This is a genomic window from Nonomuraea dietziae (genome assembly GCF_014195505.1).
In the GTDB taxonomy this organism is placed as follows: Bacteria; Actinomycetota; Actinomycetes; order Streptosporangiales; family Streptosporangiaceae; genus Nonomuraea; species Nonomuraea roseola.
In genome coordinates, this window is the sequence record NZ_JACIBV010000001.1 from 4560079 (window position 1) to 4579642 (window position 19564).

A 19564-nucleotide genomic window follows, 5' to 3' on the forward strand; every position below is an offset into this window, starting at 1 on the left:
CCCACAACCCACGGGGTGGTCAGCGGAGGCCCCAGGCGCGAGTCTGGGACCACAGACAGGCGGAAGGAGCGGATCAATGGCGATGCGGTTCGAGCACGAGTTCACGGTCCCTGTCCCGATCGAGCAGGCGTGGGCGGCGCTGCTCGACGTCGAGCGGGTGGCCCCGTGCCTGCCGGGGGCCACGCTCGACATCGTCGAAGGCGAGGAGTTCACCGGCAGGATGAAGGTGAAGGTCGGCCCCATCACCGTCACCTACAGGGGCACCGCCCGCTTCGAGGACGTCGACAAGGACGCCTACACCCTCACGCTCCAGGCCTCGGGCAAGGAGGCGCGCGGTTCCGGCACCGCCAGCGCGTCGGTCACCGCGCGCCTGACCCCCGCGGGCGACGCGACCTCGGTCCGGGTGGAGAGCTCGTTCAACGTCACGGGCAGGCCCGCGCAGTTCGGCAGAGGCGTCATGGCGGAGGTGGGCGGCAAGCTGATCGACAGGTTCGCGGAGAACCTGGCCGAGCTGCTGGGCGAGAGCCAGTCCGAGGAGCGCCACCTCGCCGCGGTGCCCGAACTCGACGAGGAGGACGCCAGGCCGAGCGGCACCCTGCGCACCTCGCTCACGCCCGACGAGGAGGCGCTCGACCTGCTCGAGATCGCGGGTACACCGCTGCTCAAGCGGGTGGCCCCGGTCGCCGGAGCGATTGCTGGTCTTCTGTTCCTTGTATGGCTGATCAGGCGTATTGTCCGGTAAAAACCAACTCAAGTAGGGACACACCACCGGTCCTGAGGGAATGTCTGACCTCGAGCATCGAGATCTCGGGGGAGAACAGGCATGCCGGAGTGCACCGTTGTCGTGATCGCCTACAACGACGCCGACCGCCTGCCGAGGGCCGTGCGTTCCGTGCTCGACCAGACCCTCCACGACCTCGAAGTAGTCATCTCCGACGACGCGAGCACCGACGACACGCCGAGGGTCGCCGCCGAGCTCATGCGCGCCGACCCCCGCGTGCGCTACGTGCGGCGGGCGGTCAACTCGGGCGGCTGCGGCGCGCCGCGCAACGAGGGGCTCGACGCTGCGCTGTCGCCGTACGTCCTGTTCCTGGACAGTGACGACACCCTGCCCAGGCACGCGTGCAAGAGCCTGCTGACCGAGATCGAGCGGACGGGGGCCGACTTCGTCTCGGGGCAGATCTCCAGGGTGTTCGAGCCTGGCGGGCGGCGGCAGCGGTACTACCCCTACCTGTTCAGGAAGCGGAGAGTCGTCGAGGGGATCCGCGAGGAGCCGGAGCTCTTCCTCGACTGCTTCTGCACCAACAAGCTCTTCGACGTGGAGTTCCTGCGCCGCAACGCGCTGCGCTTCCCCGAGGACATCCACTACGAGGACCACGTCTTCGGCGCCGAGATGTACGCCGTGGCGCGAAGATTCGCGGTGGTGCCGTGGGTGGTCTACCACTGGCACAGGGCGCCGGCGACCGGCTCCATCTCGCTGAGCATCAAGGAGATGGACAACGTCCGCCACAGGATGGAGGCCGCCAGGCGCAGCGACGCCATCCTGCGCGAGCACGGGTGCGACGACCTCGTCCCCGACAGGCAGCGCCGCTTCCTGCGCCAGGACCTGCGGGTCTACCTCAACCCGCTGCCCTCGCGCGACCTGCTCTGGGCCAAGGAGTTCGCCTCGGTCGTCAGGCCGTACCTGGAGCAGGTGCCGGAGGAGGTGATGGAGCGGATCGACCCGATGGTCAAGGTCTGCTGCCATCTGATCCTCTCCGACCGGATCGAGGAGCTGAGGGTCGCGGCGAGGTCGCTGAACGGCCCCATGGCTCCGCCGCGCGTGGCGACCGTGCGCGACGGGCGCACCTACTGGGGCCCCACGCCCTCCCCCGGCCTGGACATCACCAGGTTGCGCATGGCCGAGCTGCCCTACACCGCCTCCAGGCTGCGGCACGAGGTGGTCGAGGCCGTGGGTCAGGGCACGCGGCTGCGGCTGTCCGTCCGCACCTACGACCCCTTCGGCGTGCTGCGCGACTGGACGGCCTCCCTCAGGTGCGCAGGCATCACGGTGCCGATGGAGGTGCGCCCGTCGGCCGAGGGCGGCTACGAGAGCGAGGTCACCGTCGACCTGGCGAAGCTGCGCGGGCGCTGCGACCCGCGCATCGCCTTCACCAGGCCCGACGGGCTGACCACCTCCGACCGGCTGATGGCCGACCCCACCATGGAGGCGATCGACCTCGGCCACGTGCGGGTCACGGCCGAGGGCCCCGCCGGGCTGCTGCGCCTGAGTCCGAAACGCACCCCACGTGTGGCGCTGGCCAGGGTGAAGCGCTCCGTCCTCAGGAAGCTGAGCAACCCGAAGATCAAACTGAAGGTGTACAAGGCGCTGATCAGGGTAGTCCCGCCGCGTAGGGATCTCGCGCTGTTCGAGGCCGACTGCGGTAAGGGATACACCGGCAGCCCGCGCGCCGTCTATGAGGAGGTACGGCGCCGCGGGCTGCCGGTGAGCGCGGTCTGGTCGGTCGCCCGCGGACGCGTCTCCTTCCCGCGAGACGCCGCCCTGGTACGGCGCGGCAGCTGGCGCTACGTCTGGACCATGGCCCGTGCGGGCATCTGGGTCGACAGCCACGGCTTCCCCCTCGACTACCCCAAGCCGCGCGGCACCCGCTACCTGCAGACCTGGCACGGTCAGGGCATCAAGTCGATCGGCTTCGACGCCCCTGACCTGCGCGCCGACTTCCCCGGACCGCGCGAGCAGTGGCGCAGGGCCGTCGCCAGGTGGGACGCGCTCATCTCCCCCAGCGCCGAGTTCTCCCGCTACTTCGTGCCCGCTCTCGGCTACTCGGGCCCCGTCCTGCGCTACGGCTCGCCGCGCTGCGACGCCCTGGTGCACGGCAGGGTCCCCGCCGGGCTGCGCGAGCGCCTGGAGATCCCGCCCGACCGCAAGATCCTGCTCTACGCGCCCACCTACCGCGACGGCGCGAAGAGCTCGGGCATCTCGGTCAGGGTCGACCTGGAGGCGCTGGCCGACGCGCTGGCCGAGGAGTGGGTGCTGCTGCTGCGCACGCACCCGGTCGAACGCTTCAGGGTGCCCCAGCACGTGCGCCACTTCGTCAGGCCCGTGGGGTCGTACTCGGAGATCAACGACCTGATGCTGCTGTCCGACGCGCTGCTGACGGACTACTCCTCCGTGATGTGCGACTACGCGGTGACGGGCAAGCCGATGCTGTTCTTCATCGACGACTGGGACGAGTACCGGCTGACCGAGCGCGGCGTCAACACCGACCTGCCCGCCATCGCGCCGGGGCCGTGCGTCACCACCGACGCCGAGCTGATCGAGTGCCTGCGGAACCTGCCCGCCGTCCACGCCTCCTTCTCCGACAAGTACGCCGCCTTCCACCGGTTGTGGTGCGAGGACGAGCGCGGCGACGCCTCGGCCAGGGTGGTGGAAACGTTCTTCTCGGCGCCGCCGACCCCGAGGGTTGCCTCGCGGCCCTTCCTGCGGGGGGCGCGGTGAACAGATCACTGGTCTTCGCGTGCATGGACGCCGACACGCTCGGCGGGATCCAGCAGGTCACCCACACCCTCGCCCAGGGACTGGCGGGCCGCGGCTACGACGTGCACGTGATCGGCCTGCACAGGGCGGCCGACCCGTTCCGCTACGTCTCGAGGCCGCTCTACCGGCAGCACGTGATCAACAGGTCGTCGCGGCCCTCCCGCTTCGAGAGGCGCAGGCTGGACAGGGTGCTCGGGCAGATCGGGCCGGGCTTCGCCGTCCTCACCTCGCCAGGGGTGGTGTCGCGCCTGTCAGGACGGCTGCCCGCCAGGATGCGGCTGATCGGGCAGTACCACGGCTCCTACGCCCACGCGCGCATCTGCTCGCACCTGGGCGCCATCAGGCGGCACTACGGGGAGCTCGACCAGGCGGTCTTCCTCAGCGAGGACGACGCGTGGCTGTTCTCCGAGCACGCGCTGCTGCCCAACACGTGGTCGCTGCCCAACCCGCTGACGATCTGGCCCGGCTCGCTCTCCTCGCTGGAGGCGCCCAGGGTGCTGGGTGTGGGAAGGCTGGCGGGCGTCAAGCGGTTCGACCGGCTGATCAGCGCCTTCGCCATGGCCTCGGCGCCACCGTGGGAGCTCCACCTGATCGGCGACGGCCCCGAGGAGGAGCGGCTGCGCGCGCACGCCCGCCGCGAGGGCGTCGAGGACAGGGTGGTGTTCAGAGGGCGCCTGCCGGCCTCCGGCATGTCGCGGGAGTACCTGGCCGCCTCGATCGTCGCGCTGTCGAGCGAGCACGAGGGACTGCCTCTGGTGATGCTGGAGTCGGCCGCGCACGGGGTGCCCTCGGTCGCCTTCGACGTCTCGGGCGGCGTGCGCTCCACCGGCGGGCTCCTGGCCCCTCCAGGTGACGTGGCCGCCTTCGCCGACAGGCTCGGCACGCTGATGCGCTCATACGACGAGCGGCGGCACCTCGGCGCCGCCGCTCGGGCCAGGGCCGAGACGTTCGGACTCGAACGCGTCCTCGACCGCTGGGAACAGCTCTTCGCTCACATGACGCGCTGAGGCAGCTCCGACTCGGCGCGCTGCTGCGGAAGCCCGGCCAGCGCGAGCTGTCCCGAGGTCAGCAGCGCGGGAACGGGGCCCTGCTCGCGCAGCCTGTTGATGCGGTCGCGCATGAGCTTGCGCATGCGCGCGCCACGCCGCTTCTGCATGGTCTTCTGGAACTTCAGCATGTGCTCCTTGGCGGCCTTCGGCGCGCCCGACAGCTCGTAGCCGTGGTCCTCGAGCCTGTCACCGAGCGCCTGCTCGGCCAGCCTGATCTCCCAGCTGTCCAGGCGCTTGGCCCAGCTGCCCACCCGCGCTCTGGTGACCTCGCCGTGCGTGTTGCTGTGCCACACCTTGTGGACGGGCACCGCGTGGCTGGCGGCCTCACGCGGCGAGCACATCGCGGGGTCGTAGTCCTCTTCGAGGAAGTGGCAGAGCTTCTTCAGCTCCGTCGACGGGTCGTCGGTCAGGTCCTCGTAGCGCAGCTCGTAGTAGCTGTCCTCGGACATGGTCCTGCGCAGCCTCTTGCCCGCGTCGATCGCCTCGGCCCACGTGGAGATGGCGTGGAAGGAGTTGAGCGTGTACCAGGGCATCTCCTTCAGGGAGGCGACGCAGTCGCGGCCGTCCCTGATGAGGTGGATGAACTGCGCGTCGGGGAAGAGCCTGGTCAGCATGTCCACCTGCTTGACGTAGCTCGGACGCTTGTCGCCCCACCTGGGCTTGCCGAAGCGGTCGGAGTACATTTTGAAGGTGGTGCCGATCACCGAGCCGAGCGAGCCGGGGCCCTCGACGACCTGCCGGATGTAGTCGTCCTTGTCGATGCCGAGCTCGCGGAACTTCGTGCTGCGGTCGCCGGCGATGTACTCCGCGAGCGCGCGGCGCCGCTCGGCGATCCGCATGTCGCCGAACGTGCGGCGCTTGTAGTAGACGGGGACCAGGAACCTGGTCTCCGGCGGCACCGCGAGCCTGGGATGCGAGCTCAGCATGAGCTGCAGCATCGTGGTGCCCGAGCGTGGACAGCCAATGACGAATACCGGCCTGTCAGACATTTGGTGAACCCCCGATTAGCGCGTGCTCTCGACTCTCCTGCGGCTTGGGCACCGCGGTGTTTCGGCGAGTGAAGAGCCACATCCGATAGACAAGGAAGATCTCGTTGGCCAGGAGCAGGATGCTGGCGACCGCGGTCACGGGGATCAGCGCCGCCTGCCCGATCAGCGGCGCCACCACGAAGACCGCCGCGTGGAACTCGATACCGCTGATCAGGTGAGACCTGACCCTGCGGCGGGCCAGGGACCGATTGAACCGCCGCAGCAGGCCCCTCGACCGCTTCGGCCCCGGCACGCGCGGCGCCTGCGGCACCTCCGTCAACCTGGGCGCGAGCCCTTCCCTGATCGTCTCCCTGACCCGCTTCATCTGCGGTGCGTTGACGTACCTGAACAGATCGAGGACGGCCACCGTCGCGCCCAGCAGGATGAAGTCCACGCTTCCCGTGGCCGCGTACTGGCCGTAGGCCAGTCCCGCGGCGCAGCAGACCACCCTGATCCTGTCGCCCACGTAGTCGAGCCATAGACCGAACGGAGTCCCCGTGCCCTTCAACCTGGCGATCTTGCCGTCGACGCAGTCGATCATGAAGCTCAGGTAGAACAGCACCGCCCCCGCGGCGAGCTGGCCGGCCGCCAGGCACGCCGCCGACCCCATGCCCAGGATCAGCGAGAAGACCGTGAGCGCGTTGGGCGTGATCTCTGTGTGGTTGGCCACGAGCATCGCGACCCGGCAGGCGGCCGGGTCCACGAGGTACACGGTCCACCAGGAGTCTCTCCGCTTACGTGTCGCGTAGACGTCATCGAGCGAATAGGTCCTCATGGATTCCAGCATGGCGACGCGGTGTTGCTCTTCGATTACTCTCTGGAACTATTGGAGAATGTCCATGCCGCTTCTTGACTCTCTCCCCACCTGGCATTGCCTAGGTAGATCGCGGCGGGCGCCGTCTATCCGAAGATTCCGGTCGAGATGATGCGGTCCACCACTCTCTCGGAGGCCCTGCCGTCGTCGTGCGGGCAGTAGGCGTCCACGAAGGACCTGTACTTGCCCGCGAACGCGTCCTCGACGTCCCTGAGACCCGCTATCGCCTCGATCACCTGGTCCGACTCCCCCACGATCGGCCCAGGGGCCTCGGCCTCGAAGTCGAAGTAGAAGCCGCGCGCCTCGTCCCTGTAGTTCGCGAGGTCGTAGGCGAAGAAGATCATCGGCCGACCCGTGTTGCAGTAGTCGAACATCGCCGAGGAGTAGTCGGTGACCAGCACGTCGGAGATCAGGTACAGCTCGGCGATGTCGGGATAGTGGGTGACGTCGATCGCGAAGTTCCCCTCGGGAAAGGCGGGCCTGTCGGTCACCAGGTAATGGGCGCGCACGAGGAAGACGTGGTCGTCCCCCAGCGCCTTCCTGGCGCGCTCGAGGTCGAGCTCCAGGTGGAAGAGCCGCTTGCCCACCCCCACGTGCTGGTCGTCACGCCAGGTGGGCGCGTACAGCACCACCTTCTTGCCCGGCTCGATGCCGAGACGCCTGCGCACGGTCTGCGCGCGCTCCTCGCGGTCGGCCGCCTTCAGCAGGTCGTTGCGAGGGTAGCCCACCTCCAGGACCTCGCCTCCGTAGTCGTAGGCGCGGCGCATGATGGTGGTGGCGAAGGCGCTGGGCGAGACCAGGAAGTCCCACAGCGGCACGTCCTCCTTGATCCACTTGAAGGTCTCCGCCCGCCTGAACGGCGTGACCTTCAGGTCGTAGCCGAGCCTCTTGAGCGGGGTGCCGTGCCAGGTCTGCATGTACAGCTGGCCCGCGGGCTTGCCCGGGATCTCCCGCTGCGACCAGTTGCTGACGACGAGCCCGGCGGAGCTGCGGACCTCGTGGTGGCGGCGGGAGCCCTTCATGACCACCTCGGCGCCCTCGGGCGTGGCGAACTGGCCGTCCCTGGAGACCCACACCAGCTCCGCGCCGACGTCACGGCGGCGCAACTCCTCGAAGACGGCCCTGGGGTTGCAGGAGAACTGCCTGCCCTCGTAACTGTCGAAGAGCACGAGGTCGCGCTTCAACGGCAGGGAGCCCGTCCTCTCCCGCAGCAGCCGCTGGGCGTACCTGCCGCGCTCGTCGGGGCCCAGCGCCACGCGTGAGCGCAGCGCGAGCGCCTCCCCCTCCTGCGAGGTCACGCAGAAGTCGTGCGTTCCCGCGACGTGGTACTCCGACAGCGAGCCGATCGTCGTGGGCCCCACCCTGAGGGGGACCACCCCGTCCTCGACCTCCATGAGGAGATCCCACAACCCGCTCGCCAGCGGGAGCTCGCCGCCCTGCGACGGCAGCTGCGCCACCGCCAGCCGCGCGCGGAAGCGAGCCCCCTCCCACTCGAGCGGCACCGTCCTGCTCTCCGTCGAACGGCGGCGGCACACCAGCAGCCTCTCGGGTCGCGCGTCCTGGACGTGCTCGCCGGACAGGACGAGACGGCCCTCGGCGTCCCATTCGAGCGTGTCGACGATCGGGCGCGTCTCACGCCAGGTGGCGACGAGGAATCCGTACCTGGTCACCTCCACCGCCAGCTCGGCGCCCGACGGCGTGATCCACCGCGCCGCCACCCCGTCAGGGCTCGCCAGGCGCGAGGACGCGCCGCCCGCGGCCACGACGATCTCCCAGCGCGGATCGTCGCCGTGCGGGTCCCGCAGCAGCGACTCGTAGGGGATCACGACGTCGAAGGCGCCCTCGGCGTCCAGCTCGACGGGGATGGACAGATCGCCGGCGCCGCTCAGGACGACCTCGGCCGCGCCGCCCGAACGCGAGCCGATCCTGCAGCTCAGCTCGAATCCCGACGCGCCCGCCACGGCCCGGTCCACCACGGCCACAGGGGTGCTCATCCTGATCTGGAAGCGCTGCCCCCTCGTCCTCGGCGGGACGCGCATGCGCAGGTCGCTGTCGAGCCACACGTCGACATGGCCGTGGACGGGGCCGGAGACCCTGCTCGACCGCTGGAGCCCGTGCGACTCCACCGTGACCCAGAGCTCCCAGTTCCCCGGTCTGCGCAGGAGCCGATCGCCGAAGCTGCTCCGCGCCCTGAAACCCGACCAGTCGTAGCAGACCGCGGCGTGCCCTGCTCTGGCCGTCACGTCGGGGCGGGCGATCCGCTCGCTCGTCAGCTCGATCACGTCGGCGGTCTTCGCGTTGCGCAGCTCCAGCCGCAGCTCAGACGAGCCAGGGTCGGTCATCTCCAGCCGGTCGATGTAGGCGAACCCCTCGATCACCAGGCCGCCCTCCTCCCAGCAGGCCCTGTCGACCCTGGTGTGGAGCTCCAGCTCCTCGTCGACCTCGTACAGCCTGGCCGGCACCTTCACCTTGCGGTCGCCGAAGAAGGGATAGGTCAGGTACAGCTTCGGACGGAAGACGCCCTTGCGCACCCCCTTCACCGTGGGCAGGCCCTCGCGTTCGAGGCCGAAGACCTCGCGCAGCGCGTCGACCCTGTGGTGGCGCGCCAGATACAGCTTGACCCGGTCCGCGACGGGCAGCGCCATGAGCTGGTCCACGCCGGCGGCGGCGAGGAAGGGCCGCACCCGGTCGAGCGCCGCCTCGCGCTCGTCCTGCTGCATCGAGGTGACCGCCTCGACGGCGATCATCACGTCCGCCTCGAGTATCTGCGTGTCGAGCCCGGGCAGGAGTTCGGGCAGGTGGGCGGCCACGACCGCCCGCAGCTCCTCCAGCGCGTCGAAACGGGCCCGCAGGTTGCCGAGCTCCGCGCGGTTCTGTGTCGTGGACAGCTCTCCGCGGTCGCGCCTGCGCCACAGGTAGACGACGTCGTCGAGGACGTCGACCGTCTCCGCGTGCACGTGGGCGGCCACGGCGAGCGCGACGTCCTCGTAGATGCCGGCGGGGAAGCGGAAGCCCCTGGACTCCCAGAACGAGCGCCGGTACACCTTGTTCCACACCGTGCGGTCGCGCAGCAGTTGAGGGTGGTGGCGCACGTGCGTGCGCCGTACCGCAGGAGGCAGGGCCTTGTCGTGCAGCCACGAGGGCACCTCCTTGCCCGCCGACAGGCGGCGCACGGCACCGCAGGCGAGGTCGGAGCCCGTGCTCTCCAGGGACCCGACCAGCGCCTCGTAGGCGCCGGCCGGCACGATGTCGTCGCCGTCGGCGAAGGTCAGGTACCTGCCTGCGACCCGGTCGAGCCCCGCGTTGCGGGCCAGGCCAGGACCGCGGTTCTCCTGCTGGATCAGCTGGAACCTGCTGTCCCTCGCCACCCTGGCCTTCGCGATGACGGCGCTGTTGTCGGTGGAGCCGTCATCGACCAGGAAGACCTCGATGTCGGAAAGCGTCTGCGTGGCAATGGATTCCAGACATTCGTCGAGATAGTGCTCCACGTTGCAGAAGGGCACAACGATGCTCAAGATCGCGGACATGCGGACACTCCTCAGGGAAATGACATGACTACTACGGCGGATTCGGGGCTGCCGTCGCGGGCAGTCGTGCTACGCCATCCGGACGCGAAAAGAAAATACGGAAAAGAATGGCGGGACAGAAGGCGGCAGGAAAGCGCCGGCTCATTATCGGCGAGCTGAACGACGGCATTCACGGTGACCGGCTCCGCGAATGGACGGGCCGGCCCGGCGGCATGGGCAGGGGAAGCCATGTTCATCCGTGGTCCTCCCTTTCGCGGCGTCAATGCGAGCGCGCTTCGGCCATCAGGGAGATTCCCGGCAGGCGGCCGACAGGGAGAAAACGCTCCGACCACACGACCGCGCCGAGCACGCCGTTCACCAGAGGAGACGGCTCCTCCAGGCCGCGACAGGCGCCCCTGCGCCCGCGCCACCGGAGGGCCGGCCGCAGCAGCACGTTCCAGCTCCACATCCGCTCGATCGTGAGTCCGGCGTCGAGCAGGAGCATGGACAGGGAGTCCCTGGTGTAGCGGCGCTCACGGCCGAGGGCGACGTCGCGCGCCGACCACAGGCGCATGTCGCACGGCACGGCGATCAGCGCGGTCCCTCCGGACCTCAGCAGCCTGTTGATCTCGGTGGCCGCCGCCGCGTCGTCGTCGATGTGCTCGAGCACGTCGAAGGCGACGACCAGGTCGAACTCGTCCGAGGGCAGGGGCAGGTTCCTGATGTCACCCCACATCGCGTCCACGCCCCTGGACCGGGCGTGGTCGACCGCCGCCTCCGAGCAGTCGACGGCGAGGGCCTGCCATCCGTGATCGACGAGAACCCGCGTGTTGCCGCCGCCCGCCGCCCCGAGATCCACCGCACGACCCGGTGTGCCGAGGCGGCGCAACCGCCGGGCGAGGAGGGCCCGTCGCTCGCGGTGCCACCAGTTGCGGTCTTCGAGACGCATCGCCCGGTCGATTTCGACGGCATCCATCTTTACTCCCTGTAGCCGCTTCTCGTCCTCGGCATTCTGGTCGCGTCACCGGCTGCGGACGTCTCGTTGAACAGCAGCAGGAATCAGCCCTGGCAGTTCTTTACCTGGCGGGATCGGCCATCGGCGAAGGGAGTCAACACCGGGCAAATTTCTGTCCACCGAAAGGCAACGGCACCGACCGGGGCGAGCGCTGGGTTTACAGTCGCTCTCTGGTTCCAAGCCATTTATCCGCTCGGACGGGGAGTGCCCCTGTGCATAATCGGCAAACGGCGCCAATTCCACTTGCACAGCCTGTGATCGGCGAGGCGGAAATAGCGGCGGCCGTGCGCGTGCTACGCAGCGGCCGGGTCGTCCAGGGCCCAGAGGTGGCCGCCTTCGAGCACGAGTTCTCCTCCATGGTCGCGGACAGGCACTGCGTCGCCGTCAACTCGGGCACCTCGGCACTTCACCTGACCCTCATGGCGCTGGGCATCGGCCCTGCCGACGAGGTCATCGTGCCCTCGTTCACCTTCGCCGCCACCGCCAACGCGGTGCGGCTCGTCGGCGCCGATCCGGTCTTCGCCGACATCGACCCTGCCACCTACTGCCTGGCGCCCGACGCGGTCGCGGCGGCGATCAGCCCGCGCACCGCGGCCATCATGCCCGTCCACCTGTACGGCCACCCCGCCCCCATGGACGACCTCCAGGCCCTCGCCGACCGGCACGGCCTGGCCATCGTCGAGGACGCGTGCCAGGCCCACGGCGCGGCGCTGGACGGCAAGCCCGCAGGGTCCTTCGGCGCGGCAGGCTGCTTCAGCTTCTACCCGACCAAGAACATGCACGCCCTGGAGGGCGGCATGATCGCCACCGCCGACGCGAACCTGGCCCGCAGGCTCCGTCTCCTGCGCAACCAGGGCATGGAGGCGCGCTACGCCAACGAGATCGTCGGCGCGAACCTGCGCATGACCGACGTGGCCGCCGCCATCGGCAGGGTGCAACTCGAGCAGCTGCCCGGATGGACCGAGCAGCGCGTCAGGAACGCCAAGAGTCTCGACGCGCGCATCACCGCGCTGCCGGCGCCCTTCGTGGCCGACGGCGCGACGCACGTCTACCACCAGTACACGCTTCGGGCGCCCGGCGAGCGCGACCGCTTCCAGCGGCGGCTGTCGGAGCTGGGCGTGGGCAGCGCGGTCTACTACCTGACCCCCGTCCACCGGCTGAGGCCGTACCTGCCCGAGCACGGGCACCTGGCGCTCCCCGAGACCGAGTGCGCGGTCGCCGAGGTGGTGTCGCTGCCGGTGCACCCGTCGCTCACGCCCGCCCAGCTCGACCGCGTCGCCGAGGCGGTCAACGAGGCGGGGAGCCTGCTGTGAGCCGAGGAAGGACGCTGCGCGCCGGGCTGATAGGGCTCGGCGCGATGGGGCGCCACCACGCCCGCGTGCTGTCGGGGCTGGAAGGGGTGTGCCTGGCCGGCGTCAGCGACCCGCTGGCCTCGAAAATCGCGCCCTTCCACGGCGTCCCCCTCCTCAACGACCTCGACGACCTGCTCACCCTCGGCATCGACTACGCCGTGGTGGCCACCCCCACGGCCACGCACGAGGAGGTCGGCCTGCGCCTGGCCGCCGCCGGCGTCTGCGCCCTGATCGAGAAGCCGCTGGCGCACACGGTCGACGCCGCGCACCGGCTCGTGACGGCCTTCCGTTCACGCGGGCTGGTGGCCGCGGTGGGTCACATCGAGCGCTTCAACCCCGCGCTGCTCAGCCTCCGCGACAGGCTGGAGGCCGGAGAGCTCGGCGAGGTGTTCCAGGTCGCCACCCGCCGCCAGGGCCCCTTCCCCAACCGGATCACCGACGTCGGCGTGGTCAAGGACCTGGCCACCCACGACATCGACCTCACGAGCTGGGTGACGGGACAGGACTACCTGTCGGTGTCGGCCCGCACGATCTCCAGGAGCGGGCGGGCCTACGAGGACATGGTTGCCGTCGTCGGCCAGCTCGAACGGTCGGCCGTCGCCAACCACCTGGTCAACTGGCTGAGCCCGCTGAAGGAGCGCTCCACGATCGTCACGGGCGACCTCGGGTGTTTCGTGGCCGACACCCTCACCGCCGACCTCACCTTCTACTCCAACGGCGCCGGTCACACCGAGTGGGAGGCGCTGAGCGCCTTCAGGGGCGTCTCCGAGGGAGCCCTGATCCGCTACGCGATCCTCAAGCGGGAGCCCCTCCAGGTCGAGCACGAGCGGTTCCGCGACGCGGTGCTCGGCCTGCCCGCCGACATCGTGCCGCTCGACCACGGCCTTCGCACGGTGGCGGTGTCCGTCGCGGTGCTGCGCTCCGCCCACGAGGGCGTGACCGTGCACCTGAGCGACCACCACCGCCTCGAGACACAGAAAGCGCACTGACATGTCATCACCTGCCGCCCGGCCCCGGCTCGCCGTCATCGTGGGCAACGCCATCACCGGTGACTCCAGAGTCCAGAAGACCGCCCTCGCCGCGGCCCGCGACGGGTGGGAGGTCACGCTCGTCGGGCGGGCCGCCGGTGGTGAGACCGAATACTCGTCGTTCGGTCCCGTACGGGTCATCAGAGTCGCCGTCGACGACGTCATGCGTAAGCACGCGTGGGTGAAGCGCCAGCGGCGGGGCCTGCGCGCCAGAATCACGCAGTGGGGCCTGCCCGACGAGAGGGCTTTGGCCCGCTACCGGACGGCGCACCGGGTGTGGGTCAGGGAGCAGCGCGCCCACATCGGCTGGACCTACAGCGCGGGAGCGAGCGGCGCCCTGTCCCGCCACACCAGGCGGCTGTGGATCCGCCTGGGCAGGCACGTCCACCAGGCGCGCGTCCGCGCCTTCAGGTGGGAGCGCAGGCGCAGCCGCAGGAAGCACACGCCGGTCGGCGAGTGGCGCAGGGACATGCCCGAGCTCATCGACCTCGAGCTGGCCTTCGGGGCGGTCCTCGACGACCTGCGGCCCCATGTGATCCACGCCAACGACATCACGATGATCGGCGTGGCCGCCCAGAGCGCCGCGCGGCTGCGCTCGCGCGGGTTCACCTGCCGGTGGCTCTACGACGCCCACGAGTACGTCAGGGGCGCGGACTGGCACACGGAACTCAGGACGAGCGCCTATCACGACCTGGAGCGGCAGTTCATCGGCAGGGCGGACGCCGTCGTCACGGTCTCTCCCGAGATCGCCGAGGTGCTGCGGCGGCAGTATCACCTGCCCTCCACGCCGCTGGTCGTGCGCAACACGCCGATCAGAGAGGCCGTCGGCCGTGGTGAGAGCTCCGCCAGCGTCCGCGCCGCCTGCGGTCTCGGCCCGGACACGCCCCTGCTCGTCTACTCGGGCTGGATGGACAGGGACCGCAGCGTCGACACGGCCGTCGCCTCGCTGACCTCGCTGCCCCACGTCCATCTGGCGATCGTGTCGGGGCGGAAGAACGCGGTGCTCAGGGAGCTGCTGGAGCTGGCCGAGCGGATCGGCGTCAGCGATCGCGTCCACGTGGTCCCCTACGTGCCGCAGGCCGACGTCGCCGACTACCTCTCCACCGCCGACCTGGGTCTGATCTGCTCGAAGCGGCTGCCGAACCACGAGATGTCGCTGCCGACCAAGCTGGCGGAGTACCTGCACGCGGGGCTCGCGCTGGTGGTCAGCGACGTGCGCACCGTCGCCACCTACGTCAACGCCCACGGGGTGGGCGAGGTCTTCTCCTCAGGAGACGTGCCCGCCTTCGCCGCCGCCGTACGGCGTGGCCTGTCGAGGAAGAAGGAGCTGGCCGAGAACATCTCCGAGGCCATACTCAAGGAGCTGTCGTGGGAGTACCAGTGCTCGATCCTGCTGCAGCTCTACCGCGAGCTGTCGGGTCTCACCCCGCCCCCGCCCTCCTCGGTCGTGCCGTGGGACGCGCGTGAGCGGATGGGGAGCGTGACGGACGGCGGCTGGACCCCGCTCCGCGCCACCCCGATCAGGCTCGGCCTCGGCCCCGCCAACCACTCGGGCCAGCTGGCCGCCTTCGCGCAGGCCATCAGCAGGGAGCGCGGCGACGTCTCGATGGAGGTCGTGATGCTGAAGCGTCCCGGCTCTCCCCTCGACTATCCCGCCGACCACTACCTCGACCCCGCGGCCTTCGGGCGCAGGGAGACGCAGATCGCGCAGATCCAGCGGACCCTCGGCCGCTACACGCACCTGCTGGCCGACGCCTTCCTGCCGATCCTGGGCAGGCTCAACGGCGAGCACGTGGACGGCGACCTGCCCGCGCTGCTCAGGGCGGGCATCAAGGTCGCGCTCCTCGCCCACGGCAGCGAGGTCCGCCATCCCCTGCGGCACATGGAACGGCACGAGCACTCGCTGTTCCACGACGCCCCCGAGGAGGTGGTGAGGCGACTCACCGCGGTCACCGAGCACAACCACAGGATCGCGAGGGAGTGCGGGCTGCCCGTCTTCGTGACCACACCCGATCTCCTGGACGACCTGCCACAGGCAATATGGGCGCCGCTGGTCGTGGACGTGAACGCCTGGGCCTGCGACGCGCCCGTGATGCGCAGGAGCAGGCCCAAGGTGCTCCACGCGCCGTCCAAGCGGTGGACGAAGGGGACCGCGCGCATCCTTCCCGCGCTCACCGGTCTGCACGAGCGTGGCGTCATCGACTTCCAGCTGGCCGAGAACGTCTCCTGGTCGCAGATGCGCGCGCTGGTGCGGGAGGCCGACATCGTGGTCGACCAGTTCGCCATCGGCAGCTACGGCACCTTCGCCTGCGAGGGTATGGCAGCGGGCAAGCCCGTGATGGCCTACCTGTCGGAGAGCGCCTACGGCAGCGGCGTGCCCGTGCCGCCCATCGTCAACGCCACCGTGGACACGATCGGCCCCGCCATGGAGCGCCTGCTGGACGACAGGGACGCCACGGCGCGGATCGGGGTCGAGTCCGCGGCCTTCGCCCGCGCCTACCACGACGGCACCCAGACCGTCAGGGCCCTGGCCGGGTTCCTGCGGTGACCATCACAGCTCCCACGAGGGCCGCGCGTTCGGCCAGGCCCTCGTGGGCCAGGTGCGCCACGGCCCGCCGGGTCGGCGCGAGCACCAGGCCGGCCGCGTGGCCGGTCAGGTGCGACGCGTCGCGGCCGTGCGCCGACCACGCCGACGCCGGCAAAAGATCACATCAGCAACGAAGTGCCACCATTTAACTCCGGAGAGTAGCGCAACATGCAAGCGGACGTCAGCGTGATCATCGCCGTCTACAACACCATGCCGTACCTGACGGAATGCCTGGACTCGGTCGTCTCGCAGACCATCGGGCCCGACCGGATGCAGGTCATCGCCGTGGACGACGGCTCCACCGACGGCGGCGACAAGGAGCTCCAACGCTTCGCCGAGCTGTACCCGGGGTTGTTCACCGTGCTCACGCAGGAGCACTCGGGCGGCCAGGCCCAGCCGAGCAACAGGGCGCTGTCCATGGCCACCGGCAGGTACGTCTTCTTCCTCGGAGCCGGCGACCACCTCGGCCCCGAGGCGCTCGAGCGGCTGGTGTCGGCCGCCGACACCTACGACTCGGACGTGGTGCTCGGCCGTACCATCGGGGTGAACGGCAGGAACGTCAGCCGGGCCGTCTACGAGAGCACCAGGCCGGAGATCACGCTCGACGACTCGCCGCTGGCGTGGGCGCTGTCCAACAACAAGCTGTTCCGCAGGGAGCTCGTCGAACGGCACGGGCTGCGCTTCCCCGAGCACATGCCGGTCTGGAGCGACCAGCCGTTCACCCTCGAGGCCTGTGTCCGCGCCCGGCGGATCAGCGTCCTGGCCGACTACGACTACTACTACGCCGTGCGCAGGGATGACGCGAGCGACGTCGGCTCCAGGACCTCGCACCTGACCAGGCTGCGGTGCACGGCGGAGGTCATGAAGTCGGCGGCGTCGCTGCTCGAGCGGGGGACGGGCAGGGACACCGTGCTGAGGCGGCACTTCACGTGGGAGCTGTCCAAGCTGCTCGACCAGGACTTCCTCACCCTGGAGCGGGAGCGGCAGGACGACGTGTGCGCGGGCGTGGGCGCTCTGGCCGAGGCCTACCTCACCCCTGGCATCGTCGCCAAGCTCGACCGCACGCGCAGGGTGAAGCTCCTGCTGGCACAGGTGGGACTCGCCGACGAGCTGAGGGAGCTCATCCGCCGCGAGCGGGACGGCGTCGGGTCGGCGGTGGTCGTCACGGGAGACGGCGTCTACGAGGCGCTGCCCGGATTCGGCACCCTGCCGAATCACCACTTCGCGCTGACGGGCAGCGCGGCAGGGCTCATGCGGGTCGACGACGTCGTCCGCGACGAGGACGGCATCCTGACCGGGCGCCTCCCGCTGGTCGGCGCGTCCCCGGTGCGTGTGGCCTTCCTTCCCGTGCGCAAGGGCAGGAGCCAGGACGAGGACATCACCGGCTGCTACAAGCTCGCCGAGGGCCACGTGCCGCCGTTCGCCGAGCCGGTCTCGGCCGAGCAGCACGACGACCACCTCGCGATCAAAGTCCACGTCCCGTACGCGTCGCTGACGAAGCGCAGGGCCGACCGCGCGAAGATCTTCGTCCCCCGGCTGTACGTCAGGGTCGCGAACGTGACCTACCAGCTCCCCCTTCCGCAGCTTCCAGGGCCGTCGACCTCTGTCGTCCGGTGGCGCGGAGGAAAGGCCTTCCGGATCACGCTCGGCGACGACTCGCAGGGAAATCTGAAGATCTACGTCAGCAGGATGTCGCGGCTCAAGGCGCTAAGGCGGGCGCTGCGCCGCATGCGGAGAAGGAAGCACTCATGAACGTGTGCGTCGTCGGTCTCGGGAAGATCGGCCTCCCGCTCGCGGTGCAGTTCTGCGGCAAGGGCCACCGGGTCGTCGGTGCGGACGTGGACGAGCGCGTCGTCGACCTGGTCAACGCCGGCGAGGAGCCGTTCCCCGGCGAGAAGGACCTGGACGTCAGGCTGAAGGAGGCGGTGCACAGCGGCCTGCTGTCCGCCACCCGCGACACGACGGCGGCCGTCGCCGGCAGTGACGTGGTCGTCGTGGTGGTGCCGCTCTACGTGGACGCCGAGGGCGCGCCCGACTTCGCGTCGATGGACGCCGCCACCCAGGCGGTCGCGAGGGGCCTGCGCCCCGGCACGCTGGTCAGCTACGAGACGACTCATCCCGTCGGCACCACCAGGAACCGATGGGGTCCCATGCTGGAGTCGGGTTCGGGGCTGACGGCCGGCCTCGACTTCCACCTGGTCTTCAGCCCCGAGCGGGTGCTGACCGGCAGGGTCTTCGCCGACCTGCGGCGCTACCCCAAACTCGTGGGCGGGATCTGCGAGCGGTCGGCCGAGCACGGGGTGGCCTTCTACGAGTCCGCTCTCGACTTCGACACCCGTCCCATGCTCAAGAAGCCCAACGGGGTCTGGGATCTCGGCTCCACGGAGGCCGCCGAGCTGGCCAAGCTGGCCGAGACCACCTACAGGGACGTCAACATCGCACTGGCCAACCAGTTCGCGAGGTTCGCCGCGCGCCGGGGCATCGACGTGGCGCGCGTCATCGAGGCGTGCAACACCCAGCCCTACAGCCAGATCCACCAGCCCGGCATCGCCGTCGGAGGGCACTGCATCCCGGTGTATCCGCAGATCTACCTGTGGGGCGACCCCGATGCGAGCGTGGTGCGCGCCGCGAGGGAGGCCAACGCCGCGATGCCCGCCTACGTCGTCGGCATGCTGGAGGCGGCCTACGGCGAGCTGTCGGGCGCGCACGTGCTCGTCCTCGGCGTGGCCTACCGCGGTGGGGTGAAGGAGAGCGCCTTCTCCGGCGTGTTCCCCACCGTGGCGAGGCTACGGGAGCTCGGGGCCACGGCGTACGTCGCCGACCCGCTGTTCTCCACCGGGGAGATCGCGGCCATGGGGCTGAAACCGTGGCAGGGCGAGCCCGTCACCGCGGCGATCGTGCAGGCCGACCACCTGGAGTACCGCATGCTCGGCGCGGAGGACCTGCCCGGCGTGCGGGTGCTGGTCGACGGGCGGCGGGTGACCGCGCCCGAGCGGTGGCGGGGAGTGCGGCGCCTGGTGATCGGCGCCTAGTCTCAGGGGCGTTCGCTGAGCCGGTCGGCGCAGTCGCGGACGTAGGTCAGCCCCGTCTCGGGGCAGACCCACACGTCCGCCTCGCCGTCCTTGGCCTCCAGGCGGACGCCCGCCCTGCCCACCCAGCCGATCCTCTTCGCCGGGACCCCCGCCACCAGGGCGTAGTCGGGCACGTCCCTGGTCACGACGGCCCCTGCGGCGACCATGGCCCAGCGGCCCACTCGCACCGGCGCCACGCAGACGGACCTCGCTCCCAGCGACGCGCCCTCCTCGACGACGACACCGACGGCCGTCCAGTCGTCGCCGCCCTTCACCTGGCCGTCGGCGCTGACCGAGCGCGGATTGCGGTCATTGGTGAGGACGGCGGCGGGCCCGACGAAAACACCGTCGGCCAGCGCGGCCGGTTCATAGACGAGCGCGTAATTCTGGATTTTCACGTTGTTTCCGAGTCGCACCCCTGGCCCGACATAAGCGCCCCGTCCCAGAACGCAGCCGTCGCCAAGACGCGCGTTCTCTCGCACCTGGGCGAGATCCCACACCCTGACCCCAGACCCGATCTGCGCGCTTTCGTCCACCTGGGCGGTAGCGGCGATTCTGTTGTCCATGGGCCGCCAT

At 70.0% G+C, this 19564-nt stretch carries 14 protein-coding genes; 8 read left to right on the forward strand and 6 right to left on the reverse strand.

All coding sequences use genetic code 11. From position 1 onward, the window contains the following. Positions 1 to 76 precede the first annotated feature (76 nt). From FHR33_RS21480 to FHR33_RS21490, 3 genes are all read left to right on the forward strand, one after another. Positions 77 to 742: an SRPBCC family protein gene (locus FHR33_RS21480; RefSeq protein ID WP_183650635.1), complete on the forward strand. Its 666-nt coding sequence runs from the start codon at positions 77 to 79 to the stop codon at positions 740 to 742. A gap of 81 nt (positions 743 to 823) precedes the next feature. Then, positions 824 to 3499: a CDP-glycerol:glycerophosphate glycerophosphotransferase gene (locus FHR33_RS21485; protein WP_183650637.1), complete on the forward strand. Its 2676-nt coding sequence runs from the start codon at positions 824 to 826 to the stop codon at positions 3497 to 3499. Beyond that, the gene (locus FHR33_RS21490; protein ID WP_312895650.1) at positions 3496 to 4545 is read left to right on the forward strand and encodes a glycosyltransferase; all 1050 of its coding nucleotides are present in this window, start codon (positions 3496 to 3498) and stop codon (positions 4543 to 4545) included. Before FHR33_RS21485 ends, FHR33_RS21490 begins: the two co-directional genes overlap by 4 nt. Here the strand turns inward: FHR33_RS21490 and FHR33_RS21495 are convergent. The 4 genes from FHR33_RS21495 to FHR33_RS21510 form a co-directional block, all read right to left on the reverse strand. Further along, the gene (locus FHR33_RS21495) at positions 4530 to 5576 is read right to left on the reverse strand and encodes a sulfotransferase family protein (protein ID WP_183650640.1); all 1047 of its coding nucleotides are present in this window, start codon (positions 5574 to 5576) and stop codon (positions 4530 to 4532) included. The genes FHR33_RS21490 and FHR33_RS21495 overlap by 16 nt on opposite strands. Next, a complete protein-coding gene (locus tag FHR33_RS21500) occupies positions 5569 to 6390 on the reverse strand; it encodes a CDP-alcohol phosphatidyltransferase family protein (RefSeq protein ID WP_246452030.1) in 822 nt (273 codons plus the stop codon). Before FHR33_RS21500 ends, FHR33_RS21495 begins: the two co-directional genes overlap by 8 nt. Positions 6391 to 6515: 125 nt before the next feature. After that, positions 6516 to 9956, reverse strand: coding sequence for a bifunctional glycosyltransferase/CDP-glycerol:glycerophosphate glycerophosphotransferase (locus FHR33_RS21505; RefSeq protein WP_183650647.1), 3441 nt, complete (start codon positions 9954 to 9956; stop codon positions 6516 to 6518). Between the two features lie 259 nt (positions 9957 to 10215). Further along, positions 10216 to 10911, reverse strand: a complete 696-nt coding sequence (locus FHR33_RS21510; protein WP_183650650.1) for a class I SAM-dependent methyltransferase — start codon at positions 10909 to 10911, stop codon at positions 10216 to 10218. Between the two features lie 293 nt (positions 10912 to 11204). Here FHR33_RS21510 and FHR33_RS21515 point away from each other — a divergent pair, with 293 nt between their 5' ends. From FHR33_RS21515 to FHR33_RS21525, 3 genes are read left to right on the forward strand one after another with little or no spacing between them, the layout of a single operon-like run. Next, positions 11205 to 12263 carry a DegT/DnrJ/EryC1/StrS family aminotransferase gene (locus tag FHR33_RS21515; protein ID WP_183650653.1) on the forward strand — a complete coding sequence of 353 codons (1059 nt, stop codon included), beginning with the start codon at positions 11205 to 11207 and terminating at the stop codon, positions 12261 to 12263. Continuing rightward, positions 12260 to 13291, forward strand: coding sequence for a Gfo/Idh/MocA family protein (locus tag FHR33_RS21520; protein ID WP_183650656.1), 1032 nt, complete (start codon positions 12260 to 12262; stop codon positions 13289 to 13291). The genes FHR33_RS21515 and FHR33_RS21520 overlap by 4 nt, the downstream gene beginning before the upstream one ends. A gap of 1 nt (position 13292) precedes the next feature. Beyond that, the gene (locus FHR33_RS21525; protein ID WP_183650659.1) at positions 13293 to 15878 is read left to right on the forward strand and encodes a glycosyltransferase; all 2586 of its coding nucleotides are present in this window, start codon (positions 13293 to 13295) and stop codon (positions 15876 to 15878) included. Here the strand turns inward: FHR33_RS21525 and FHR33_RS21530 are convergent. After that, positions 15850 to 16032 (reverse strand): hypothetical protein, encoded by a 183-nt coding sequence (locus tag FHR33_RS21530; RefSeq protein ID WP_183650663.1) that lies wholly within the window; start codon positions 16030 to 16032, stop codon positions 15850 to 15852. The genes FHR33_RS21525 and FHR33_RS21530 overlap by 29 nt on opposite strands. Before the next feature lie 53 nt (positions 16033 to 16085). On the opposite strand from FHR33_RS21530, the gene FHR33_RS21535 reads away from it, so the two are divergent. Next, a complete protein-coding gene (locus FHR33_RS21535; RefSeq protein WP_183650666.1) occupies positions 16086 to 17669 on the forward strand; it encodes a glycosyltransferase family 2 protein in 1584 nt (527 codons plus the stop codon). Next, positions 17666 to 18949: a nucleotide sugar dehydrogenase gene (locus FHR33_RS21540; RefSeq protein ID WP_183650669.1), complete on the forward strand. Its 1284-nt coding sequence runs from the start codon at positions 17666 to 17668 to the stop codon at positions 18947 to 18949. The genes FHR33_RS21535 and FHR33_RS21540 overlap by 4 nt, the downstream gene beginning before the upstream one ends. A gap of 2 nt (positions 18950 to 18951) precedes the next feature. On the opposite strand, the gene FHR33_RS21545 is transcribed toward FHR33_RS21540, so the two are convergent. Continuing rightward, positions 18952 to 19554: an acyltransferase gene (locus FHR33_RS21545; protein WP_183650675.1), complete on the reverse strand. Its 603-nt coding sequence runs from the start codon at positions 19552 to 19554 to the stop codon at positions 18952 to 18954. Positions 19555 to 19564: the final 10 nt, after the last annotated feature.